General features: G+C 73.1%; 7 protein-coding genes and 2 pseudogenes. 5 read left to right on the plus strand and 4 right to left on the minus strand.

Translation table 11 applies throughout. From position 1 onward, the window contains the following. Window positions 1-1199 (plus strand): annotated as a pseudogene (locus EBH09_RS30910) (DNA-binding protein); the annotation flags it as partial. Window positions 1200-1271: 72 nt separating this feature from the next. Beyond that, window positions 1272-1615, plus strand: a pseudogene (locus tag EBH09_RS30915) (DUF5682 family protein); the annotation flags it as partial. A gap of 177 nt (window positions 1616-1792) precedes the next feature. Here EBH09_RS30915 and EBH09_RS30920 read toward each other — a convergent pair. After that, the gene (locus EBH09_RS30920; protein WP_121750167.1) at window positions 1793-3088 is read right to left on the minus strand and encodes an MFS transporter; all 1296 of its coding nucleotides are present in this window, start codon (window positions 3086-3088) and stop codon (window positions 1793-1795) included. A gap of 172 nt (window positions 3089-3260) precedes the next feature. Here EBH09_RS30920 and EBH09_RS30925 point away from each other — a divergent pair, with 172 nt between their 5' ends. Then, window positions 3261-5315, plus strand: coding sequence for a phospholipase C, phosphocholine-specific (locus EBH09_RS30925; protein WP_121750168.1), 2055 nt, complete (start codon window positions 3261-3263; stop codon window positions 5313-5315). Between the two features lie 18 nt (window positions 5316-5333). On the opposite strand, the gene EBH09_RS30930 is transcribed toward EBH09_RS30925, so the two are convergent. Further along, on the minus strand, window positions 5334-6392 hold the full coding sequence (locus tag EBH09_RS30930; RefSeq protein ID WP_121750169.1) for a hypothetical protein: 1059 nt from the start codon (window positions 6390-6392) through the stop codon (window positions 5334-5336). Beyond that, a complete protein-coding gene (locus EBH09_RS30935) occupies window positions 6389-7204 on the minus strand; it encodes a phosphatase PAP2 family protein (RefSeq protein ID WP_121750170.1) in 816 nt (271 codons plus the stop codon). The genes EBH09_RS30930 and EBH09_RS30935 overlap by 4 nt, the downstream gene beginning before the upstream one ends. A gap of 238 nt (window positions 7205-7442) precedes the next feature. On the opposite strand from EBH09_RS30935, the gene EBH09_RS30940 reads away from it, so the two are divergent. Then, complete coding sequence (locus tag EBH09_RS30940; protein WP_121750171.1) at window positions 7443-8057, plus strand: TetR/AcrR family transcriptional regulator; 615 nt, start codon at window positions 7443-7445, stop codon at window positions 8055-8057. A gap of 145 nt (window positions 8058-8202) precedes the next feature. On the opposite strand, the gene EBH09_RS30945 is transcribed toward EBH09_RS30940, so the two are convergent. Then, window positions 8203-9204: a DUF2510 domain-containing protein gene (locus tag EBH09_RS30945; RefSeq protein WP_121750172.1), complete on the minus strand. Its 1002-nt coding sequence runs from the start codon at window positions 9202-9204 to the stop codon at window positions 8203-8205. Window positions 9205-9469: 265 nt separating this feature from the next. Between EBH09_RS30945 and EBH09_RS30950 the strand changes: the two genes are divergently transcribed. Then, on the plus strand, window positions 9470-10057 hold a 588-nt coding region (locus EBH09_RS30950; RefSeq protein WP_153182748.1), incomplete at its 3' end, for an ATP-binding protein.

Below are 10057 nucleotides of genomic sequence, written 5' to 3' on the forward strand. Positions count from 1 at the left end.
TCCCCGCCGAGCCGGCACGGCTGTGGACCGACGGCCCCGACGCCGCCCGCGCGGCCGAGGTCTGGAACGAGCGGCTGGGCCGGCGCACGCCCGTCTCCGAGGACGTGCTCCACGAAGCGGCCCGTAGTGTGGTCTCCCCGGGATGGGCGCCGCCCGCAGCACTGCACGGCTTCGTCGACATGACCACCGAGCCCCGCCTGACACAGGACCTGACCTGGAAGTTCGGCAGCTACTATCTCGAATCCGCCGAGCGGACGCCCGGCTTCGACAACGACGTCCTCAAGGGCTCCGTGGCCCTGGCCGCGTGGCTCGCCCACCGGCTCCCGTCCGGCGACCCGGTCCGCGCCACCCTGCCCGTCGTACTAAGCGCGCTGCGCGACCGGCTGGCCCACCCCGGCCTGCTGATCGCCCTCGACCGGCGCACCGACTGGGAGGCGTTCCGGCGGGCCGCCGGAGATCCCACGGAGACCGGCGAGGACTTCGTGCGCTACGGCGCGGTCGTGCTGGGCAACGAAGGGCCCAGGCCCGTCCCCGCCATCCGGCCCGCGCTGCTGGACGCGGCCGGCAACGACCCCCACCTGTCGGCGCTGTTCACGGGGGAACGACCGAACGCCCAGGAGAGGGCACTGAGCATGGTCCACGACCGGCCCTTCGCCGAGCTGCTCGCCGACCCCGGGAACCCGGTGGCGGGCCGGCGCGACGAGGACGGCCTGTGGTGGCCGCAGGACCCCGCCCGGTCCGTGCCCGACCTGGTCGGCGAGGTCGCCGAGCGGCACGGCATCGGCGAGGACGCCGCCGCCCTCTACCTGATGCTGCTCGCCATGCCGGACCCCACCGACCGCAACACCGCGCGCTGGACCGGCTGGGGCAGGCGGCGCGGTGGCACGGCCCGGCTCCGCGCCGCCCGCGCCGAACTCGCGGCCACCGACCTCGTGGTCGAAGGCAACCGCTCCAAGGCCGGACGTTCGCTGTTCCTGCCCGGCGGCTGGACCCAGCCCACCAATCCGCACCTGCCGCTGGAGCGGTGGAAACTGCCGATGTACGACCTGCTCGACGGCGAGAGCCCGGTGCTGGGCGTCGTGGTGCCCACCCGGCCCGTCGCCGGTCTGTACCGCGAGGCCTGGCAGCGGGTCCAGGACGGGGACGGGCCGCGCCTGGAGGAACCGGAGGTGCCGCGACCGCGCAAGCGCCGCCGCTGAGTTCCGCCGCCGGGGGGGACGGTCGCCGCGTACGGCCGTCCCCGCCGAACCACTCACCTGGACCGTGACCGTATGACCGCAAGACAGGAGGCGGCCGCTCAGGTGGCCGCGCCGGCAGCCCGCACCCGGCCGTACCTGATCGGGGTACGGCACCACGGTCCCGCGCTCGCCGTCGCCGTACCCCGGCTGCTGGACGCCGCGGCGGCCGAGGTCGTCTGCGTGGAGCTGCCCGCCGACCTCCAGCCGTGGCTGTCGTATGTCTCGGATCCGAGCACCGCCGCACCGGTGGCACTGACCGGTGCGTACGAGGACGGGCGGCTGCGTTCGTACCCCCTCGCCGACTTCTCCCCGGAACTGGCGGCGGTCCGCTGGGCACGGACAAAGGCGCGGAAGTGATCTGCTGCGACCTCCGCCTCACCGCTCCTCAATGGCCGGCCGGAGCCGACCGCGGCGCGGAATCGTCCGGGCCGGACGGAGACGACCTGTGGACCACTACACGGCCCAGTGGCTCGCCACGGCCGTCCATCTCGACGGTACGGAAGCCGCCCTCGCCCGCCGCACCTGGCGCGGATGAGCCCGGCCCGCGCAGGGTGTCAGCGCTCCAGCTCCTTGTGCGCCGTCTCCGGCAGCCGCAGGTACACCAGCGAGGACAGCAGGCACAGCGCGGCGACGTACCAGGGGAAGAGCCCGGCGTGGCCCAGATCCTTGAACAGCGTGCCCACGTACGGCGCCGTGCCGCCGAACAGGGCGACCGTCAGCGAGTAGGGGAAGCCGATGCCGGCCGCCCGCACCCGGGGCGGGAAGATCTCGGCGTTGACGGCGGCGCTGATCGAGGTGAAACCGGTCAGCAGGATCATGCCCGCGCACTGCACGAGCAGCAGCACGGCGAACGAGTCGCGCAGGGAGTGCAGCAGGGGCACGCTCAGCAGGGCGAACCCCACGCCGAAGAACAGCAGCAGCGGACGGCGCCCGAAGCGGTCGGAGAGCAGCCCGCCGAGTGGCTGGAGGAGCGCGAAGAAGGCGAGCGAGATGGTGCCCGCGAGCAGCGCGTCCGCCTTGTCCAGCCCGGTGTTGAGCTCGGCGTAGGTCGGCAGGTACGACGTCCAGGTGTAGTAGGCGATGGTGCCGCCCGCCGTGATGCCGCAGATCAGCAAGGACTCGCGCGGATGGCGGCGCAGCGCCTCGAACAGGCCGGGGCGCGGGGCCTTCTGCTGCTCGGCGCTGCGGGTCTCCTGGGCACCCTGCCGGATCCAGAAGCCGACCAGGCTGAGGACGGCGCCGAGGACGAACGGCACCCGCCACCCCCAGCCGTTCATCCGCTCCTCGCTCAACGTGTTCACGAGCAGGGCCGCGACGCCGGACGCCACGAGCTGCCCCGCCGTCGTCGACACGTACTGGAAGCTGGAGAAGAGGCCGCGTCGGCCGGGCCCCGCCGACTCCACCAGGAAGGTCGTCGACGCCGCGAACTCGCCCCCCACCGAAAGCCCTTGGAGCAGCCGGGCCACGACCAGGACCACCGGGGCGAGCACACCGGCCGCCGCGTACGTCGGGGTCAGGCCGACCAGCAGGCTGCTGCCGCCCATCAACAGGATGGTGACCGTCAGCGCGGCGCGCCGCCCGCGCCGGTCGGCGATCGCGCCCATCAGCAGTCCGCCGACCGGCCGCATGAAGAAGCCCACCGCGAACACCGCGAACGTCGACAGCAGCGGCACCAGCGAGTTGTCCGCGCTCTCGGGGAAGACCTGGCCGGCGATGTAGGTGGCCAGGAACGTGTAGGCGTACCAGTCGTACCACTCCACGGCGTTGCCCACCGAGGCGGCGAGGAGCTGGCGTACGGGCCGTCGGGTCGGGGGTGTTTCCGTGCGCATGCTTGTCATGATCGCGACCATCCCCGAGTGGCGGGCCCGGCACACCCCACGTACCCGTGACTTTCACACCAGCGCCACCGGACCCTTCCCTGACGTTTGCTGCTCCTGGAACACTCCTTTCGCGCGCATTCCGTCATCATCCGGCACCGTCCGGCCGGGTGAGTCCCCCCAAGGCGAGAGGCTCTTACACCCCATGGCCGAAGTGAACCGGCGCCGATTCCTCCAGCTCGCGGGCGCCACCACGGCGTTCAGCGCGCTCTCGGCGAGCATCGAGCGGGCCGCCGCGCTCCCGGCGAATCACCGCTCGGGTTCCATCGAGGACGTCGAGCACATCGTCGTCCTGATGCAGGAGAACCGTTCGTTCGACCACTACTTCGGCAGGCTGCGCGGCGTGCGCGGCTTCGGCGACCCGCACCCGGTCTCCCTGGACGGCGGCAAGTCGGTCTGGCACCAGACCAAGAGCGACGGCACCGAGGTGCTGCCCTTCCACCCCGAGGCCGACGATCTCGGCATGCAGTTCCTGGAGGGGCTGCCGCACGGCTGGTCGGACGGCCAGGACGCCTACCACAACGGCAAGTACGACCGCTGGCTGCCCGCCAAGGGCACCACCACCATGGCGTACCTGACCCGTGAGGACATCCCCTTCCACTACGCGCTCGCCGACACCTTCACCGTCTGCGACGCCTACCACTGCTCCTTCATCGGCTCCACCGACCCCAACCGCTACTACATGTGGTCGGGTCACACGGGCAACGACGGCACGGGCGGCGGCCCGGTCCTCGGCAACGACGAACTCGGCTACGACTGGACGACGTACCCGGAGCGGCTGGAGGAAGCCGGGATCTCCTGGAAGGTCTACCAGGACATCGGCGACGGCCTGGACGCGGCCGGCCACTGGGGCTGGATCGACGACGCCTACCGCGGCAACTACGGCGACAACTCCCTGCTGTACTTCAACAAGTACCGCGGCGCCGAGCCCGGCGATCCCCTGTACGACAAGGCCCGCACCGGTACCGACGTGAAGAGCGGCGACGGGTACTTCGACCGGCTCCGCGCCGACGTCAAGGCCGGGCGGCTGCCGAAGGTCTCCTGGATAGCCGCCCCGGAGGCCTTCTCCGAGCACTCCAACTGGCCGTCCAACTACGGTGCCTGGTACATCTCCCAGGTTCTGGACGCGCTCACCTCCAACCCGGCGGTGTGGGCGAAGACCGCGCTGTTCATCACGTACGACGAAAACGACGGCTTCTTCGACCACCTGGTGCCGCCGCTGCCGCCGAAGTCCGCCGCGCAGGGCCGGTCCACGGTGGACGTCTCCCTGGACGTCTTCGAGGGGAGCAGGACCCACCGCGAGGGCTTCTACGGGCTCGGCCCGCGCGTGCCGATGCTGGTCGTCTCACCCTGGAGCAAGGGCGGCTTCGTCTGCTCCGAGACCTTCGACCACACCTCCGTCATCCGGTTCATGGAGCGCCGCTTCGGCGTGCGCGAGCCGGGCATCTCGCCGTGGCGGCGCGCGATCTGCGGCGACCTGACCGCCGCCTTCGACTTCTCCCGCAAGGACAGCCGCCCGGCCGAGCTGCCGGACACCGACGCCTACGAGCCGCCCGACCGCGAACGCCACCCGGACTACCGCCCGACGCCGCCGGCCGACCCGGACATGCCCCGGCAGGAACGCGGCCTGCGCCCCGCCCGCCCGCTGCGGTACGCCCCGTACGTGGACGGCGCCGTGGACGCGGCGGCCGGCAAGCTCACGCTGGCCTTCGCCTCCGGCGCCGAGGCCGGTGCCGCCTTCCTCGTCACCTCCGGCAACCGCACCGACGGCCCCTGGACCTACACCACCGAGGCCGGCAAGACCATCGCGGACACCTGGAACTCGGCGTACTCGGACGGCTCCTACGACCTGACCGTGCACGGACCCAACGGCTTCCTGCGCGCCTTCCGGGGCCCCAACAGGACCGCCGGGCCCGAGGTCACCGCCCGGCACACCGGCGACGACGTCCGGCTGACCCTCACCAACACCGGGTCCGGCACCGTCCGGCTCCGGGTCGAGAACGCCTACGGCGGCCGCGGCAGGACCGTCACCGTCCGCCCCGGCGCCACCGTGCACCACACGGTCGACCTCGCGCGCAGCCGCCGCTGGTACGACGTGACGGTCACCTCCGAGGCCGACCCGGCGTTCCTGCGGCGCCTCGCCGGACACGTGGAGAACGGGCGGCCGGGGGTGAGCGACCCGGCGATGATCACGGACTGACGGCGCGGCCGGACGGGCCTACAGCCGTGTGAGGTGCCCCGGCCCCGGCTGCCGGGGCACCAGCACGGGCCCCACCTGCCTCGGGCCCACTGGTTCCGGGCTCACTGCTTCCGGAGTCAGCGCTTCAGGGGCCACTGCTCCCAGCGCCGTCGCTTCCGTGGCCGGCGCTCCCGGGCCCGCCGCTTCCAGGCCCGTCGGCGCCGGTTGTGCCGACGGCGTCGTCGGCGCGGCGGCGGTCGCCCCGGCCTCGTCGGAACGCCCGGGCGTCGCCCGGCTCAGCTGGACCACGCCCCAGGCGGCCAGTCCCGCACCGGCCAGTGCGAGCAGCACGCCGCCCGCGCCGCCCCGCAGCCGCTCACCGAGCAGGGACAGCCCGATCACCGCGGCGGCCACCGGATTGGCCAGCGTCACCACCGCCAGCGGGGCGCCCAGACCTCCCCGGTACGCCGTCTGCGACAGCAGCAGACCGCCCGCCGCGAAGGCCGCCACCAGCACCGCCACGCCGATCACCTGGGTGCTGAGCAGCGAGCCCGAGCGGTCCGTGACGGCGACCGTGACGGTCTGGGTGAGCGCCGAGGCGACCCCGGAGGCGATGCCGGACGCCGTCGCGTGCCGCAGCCCCGGCCGGGTGCCGGGCCGGGACAGCATGCCGATCAGCGCCGCCGTCGCGCCGGAGACCGCCAGCGCCTCGGGCACGCTCAGCACGTCGTCGGGCGCGGGTCCGGACGCGGTGAGCAGCAGCGCGCCGAGCCCGAGCAGCGCCAGTCCGATGCCCCGCCACTCGACCGCACTCACCCGCCGGCCCGCCACCCGCGCTCCCAGGGGCACCGCCGCGACCAGGGTGAGCGCGCCGAGTGGCTGGACCACGGTGAGGGGCCCGTACTTGAGGGCCACGACGTGCAGCAGCGCGGCCGAGGCGTTGAGCGCGACCGACCACCACCAGGCCCCACGGGCCAGCATCCGCAGCGCGCCCGTACCGGCGCTGCGGGCGGCCAGCCGTTCCTGGGCGACGGCCGCGGCGGCGTAGGCGCAGGCCGAGACCAGAGACAGCAGGACGGCGATCAGGGCGGCGCTCATCGGCCCGCCCCCACCAGGTCACGCTGCTCGGCGGTCCGGCGCCGGAGCTCGGACCGGCGGTGTGTCACGGTGCGCCGCGGCCGGTGCGGCCGGCGGACCACCGCGAGGGGGACGGCGAGCATGGCAGCCGCCACGATCACGTCGAGCCAGTAGTGGTTCGCGGTGCCCACGATCACCAGCAGCGTGAGCAGCGGATGCAGCAGCCACAGCCACCGAAGGCGCGACCGCGTCGCGGCGATCAGCCCGACCGCCACCATCAGGGCCCAGCCGAAGTGCAGCGAGGGCATCGCCGCGAACTGGTTCGACAACTGATCGGTGCTCGGCGGGCCGTAAACGGAGGGGCCGTAGACCCGGGCCGTGTCGATCAGACCGGTGGCGGCCAGCATGCGCGGCGGGGCGAGCGGGAAGAGGAGGTGCAGCGCGAGCGCGGCGCCGGTCACCGAGGCCAGCACCCGGCGGGCCCGGACGTAGTGCCCCGGCCGCCGCAGATAGAGCCAGACCAGGAAGGCCGCGGTGGCCGGGAAGTGGACGGTCGCGTAGTAGGTGTTCGCCGCGTGTATCAGGGTGTCGTCCTGCAGGAGCAGGGACTGCACCGTGCCCTCGTCGGGCAGTCGCAGCGCGCGCTCCCAGTCCCAGACGTGGTGGGCGTTGCGGAAGGCCTCGGCGGTGTGGCCCGTCGCGAGCTGCCGGCCGAACTTGTACGCGAGGAAGAGCCCTGCCACGAGCAGCAGCTCACGGACGAGCGGTGGGCGTGCGACCGGGCGCGCGGGTTGGTCCGGCCGCGCTGGTGCAGGCTCGCTGCGGGCATTCATCCCCCGGCCCCTTCACTGACGGTGGTGCGTGTGGCTCACAGGTATGTGGCTCACGAGTGCGTGGCTCACAGGTACGGGTCGTGTGACGGTTCTCATCGATACGACCCCGTTCCGATACGCCAGTGTACCGATACGCTGGTGTACCGGTACACTGACGTATCGATAGACATACGACACACTGGAGTACGGGCCCCTCAAGGGGCCCTGCCGCCACCCGGAACCGTGAGGAGCACCGCCGATGACGTCGCAGGCCGCGGACCGACCGGAACCGGCCGGCGCCTCGCGCCGCTCCAAGATCACTCCCGAGCGTGAGCAGGAGTTCTTCGACGCCGTGCTCGAACAGATCCGGTCCTGCGGCTATGACGCCGTGACCATGGACGGCATCGCGGCCAGCACCCGGTGCAGCAAGTCCACGCTCTACCGGCAGTGGAAGACCAAGCCCCAGTTCGTGGCCGCCGCACTGCGCTCCAACCGCCGGGTGCGCTTCACCGACATCGACACCGGGTCGCTCGCCGAGGACCTGCGCCAGGCGGCCCGGGCCGCGGGAGAGGGAGCGGGCAAGGACACGGGACTGCTCCAGGCGCTCGGCCACGCGGTCATGGAGGACCCGGAACTCAAGGGCGCGCTGCGCGAGGCGCTCGTCGAGCCGGAGATCGCCGCGCTCCGGGACATCCTCGCGCGCGGCGTCGCACGGGGCGAGGTCCCCGTCGGCCACCCGGCGCTCGAGTACGTGCCGGCCCAGCTGTTCGGCATGCTGCGGATGCGGCCCGTCGTCGAGGGCGAGCAGGCCGACGCGGAGTACCTCGTCGGGTTCGTGGAGGCCGTCGTGCTGCCCGCGCTCGGCCTTCCCTGAGACTCAGGTCGCCGTCCACGGGATGACTGGACGGTGGCCTGCCCGCGCCGCACCGTGGGGACGGGGGCGGCGCGCACCCCCGGCCGGGTGGGACGCCTTCTGAGCGGAAGGGCGCCCCACCCGGCCGACCGCTGTCCGGGGCCGGTCAGACGTCCTGGCCGTTGCCGCCCCCGCCGCTGGAGTCCACCTCGATACCCCTGGTGATCTCGTCGATCACCGCCTGCTTCTCCCCGACGTCGACGCCGAAGCGGACGACGACGATGCGCTCGGGGTCGGCGGGGGAGGGGAAGGCGAGCGACTCGACGTAGCCGTCGGCGCCCTTGCTGGTGACCGCCTTCCAGCGGACCAGGTAGCCCTTCTGCCCGGCGACCGTGACCGCCTTGGACGCCAGCTCCTCGTGCGAGGTGATCGCGCCGTAGGACTCGCCGCCGTAGGACTCCTCGGCGTTGGCCTCGATGTCGGCCTTGGCGACCTCCTCCGCGGTGCCGCCCTTGGTGCCCAGCACCACCGCGGGAGCCGAGTAGGCGCCGCCCTTGGTGCAGGTCTTGGAGGTGTCGCCGGGGCACTTGTAGCTGTCGTCCGACGTCACCGTCGCGCCGACCTGCAACTGCTGCCCGGACCAGCCGTCCGGAATGGGCAGGCTGATCCCGCTGACCGGATCCGTCACCGACCCGCTGTCGATCGTGGGCGGTTCGGACCCGTCCGGGGAGCCGGGCGAGGGCGACTCGCCGCCCTCGCCGCCGCCCGAGTCGCCGAAGGGGTCGTCCCGGCCGCCGGGTCCGCGCCGGTCCTGCTGCGAGGGTCCCGCGCTGTCGCCGCCCGAACCCCCGTCGGCCAGCACGTACACGCCGGCCCCGATGCCGGCCAGCACGGCCACGGCGGCCGCGACGGCTATGCCGGTACGCAGTCGGCGCCGCCGCGCGGACGGCGCCTGCACGGGAAGTCCCGGATAGCCCGGGTGCACGGGATACGGGCCGGGCGCGGTGTCGTGCGCCGGCGGCTGCGTAGGAGGCGCCCACGCGGCGGCCGGACCCGTGGAACGGACCTGGTCCGTCCACGCCTTGCCGTCCCACCAGCGCTCGGTGGCGGGACCGTCATTCTTCTGTCCGGGGTCCGGGTACCACCCGGGAGGAGTCTCCTGCGTCATGTGCCCACCGTAAGAGGCGTCGGTGAAAGCGGGATGAGAGGCCCGGGTACGGCATGCCGGAACCGCCCGCCGCCCCGTCGCCGCTCGCGACGGGTTGACGGTCGCCGAACGGCGCCTTGGCTGATGACGGGGCCGGCGCGTCGTCCGCGCTTTACCGCATGTCACCCATCACGGCAACTGCTGCCCCGACACCCCGGCACTTGCGCGATCGGGCGGTTAGGCTCAAGGTCTGTACGTCATTCGGGCGACTCGGGGAGGTAGCGGGATGACGGAGGTAGGGCGAACGGCCGCCGACTCGGCCGCCCTTTGGGAGCGCGACGAGGAAGTCGCCACCATCACGGGGGCGGTCGACACCCTGTGTGCGGACCGCTCGTCCTCCGGGATTCTGCTGGAGGCGCGGGGCGAGGCCGGACTGGGCAAGACCGCGCTGCTCGCCGAGACCCGCCGCCTCGCCGAGGCGCGGGGCTGCACCGTCTGGTCCGCGCGCGGCGGCGAGACACTCAGGTCCGTCCCCTTCAACGTCGTACGCCAACTGCTCCAGCCCGCGCTCGTGTCCATGCTTCCGGAGGAGGCGCGCGAGTACCTCGGCGACTGGTACGAGATCGCGGGCCCCGCCCTCGGCATAGCGGACCCGGGCGAGCGGCAGGCCGACCCGCAGGGCGTGTGCGACGGCCTGGTCGCCGCCGTACGCCGGCTGGCCCGCCGGGAGTGGCCGCTGGTCCTGCTGATCGACGACGCCCACTGGGCCGACCAGGAGACCCTGCGCTGGCTCGCCGCGCTCGCCGAACGGCTCGACGAGACCTCCGTACTGATCGTGATAGCCCGCCGCCCCGGTGACGTCAGCGGCGACAGC

This window comes from Streptomyces sp. E2N166, assembly GCF_003671715.1.
Taxonomy (GTDB): domain Bacteria; phylum Actinomycetota; class Actinomycetes; order Streptomycetales; family Streptomycetaceae; genus Streptomyces; species Streptomyces thinghirensis.